Source organism: Roseomonas acroporae (assembly GCF_023223525.1).
In the GTDB taxonomy this organism is placed as follows: domain Bacteria; phylum Pseudomonadota; class Alphaproteobacteria; order Acetobacterales; family Acetobacteraceae; genus Roseomonas_E; species Roseomonas_E acroporae.
Genome location: NZ_JALPRX010000246.1, coordinates 1 through 522, shown reverse-complemented (window position 1 = coordinate 522; position 522 = coordinate 1). Strand labels below are relative to the sequence as shown.

Here is a 522-nt window from a genome sequence, read left to right as displayed (position 1 = left end):
TGAAACGCCGGGCCCGGGCCGCGCGTCCACGGACGTGCCGACGGAGCGTGGACGCGGAGGGAACGCGACCGGGCGGGCCATTGCGGACCCGGCCCGGTCGGCTTCATCCTGGGAGTGTTCGAAGCTGCCCAGGAGAGAAGGTGTGACACACGAGATGTGGAACGCGCTGTTCACGCTCGCCATCGCCGGGATCGGCATCTGGCAGGCGTGGCAAGAGCAGCGCGTGAAGAAGCTGGAAGCGGAGGCCCGGAAGCCGTTCCGGCCGGAATTGCTGGCAGTGAAGATCGCCGTCCTGAACGACGTGTTGGCAGCCCTGCTGGTCAAGGCATCCCCGGAGGAGATCGCGGCTGTCAACGCCATGCTTGACGGCCGGCTCAAGGTCCTGGCCGAACATCTGGACGAGAAGAATGAGCTGAGGGCAGACGCCGAAAAGTTCATCGCGGGTGTCCGCCCGAAATGACAGCGGCGATGGCGTCAGCCTCACGGCGTTTCGCCGGCAACCTGATGCGGGCGATCAGCAGT

At 66.1% G+C, this 522-nt stretch carries 1 protein-coding gene; it reads left to right on the top strand.

Annotation, left to right across the window (positions count from 1 at the left end; translation table 11 throughout):
* Window positions 1–142: 142 nt before the first annotated feature.
* Entirely contained in the window at window positions 143–460 is a 318-nt protein-coding gene (locus tag M0638_RS28330; RefSeq protein ID WP_248670306.1) for a hypothetical protein, read from the top strand.
* Window positions 461–522: the final 62 nt, after the last annotated feature.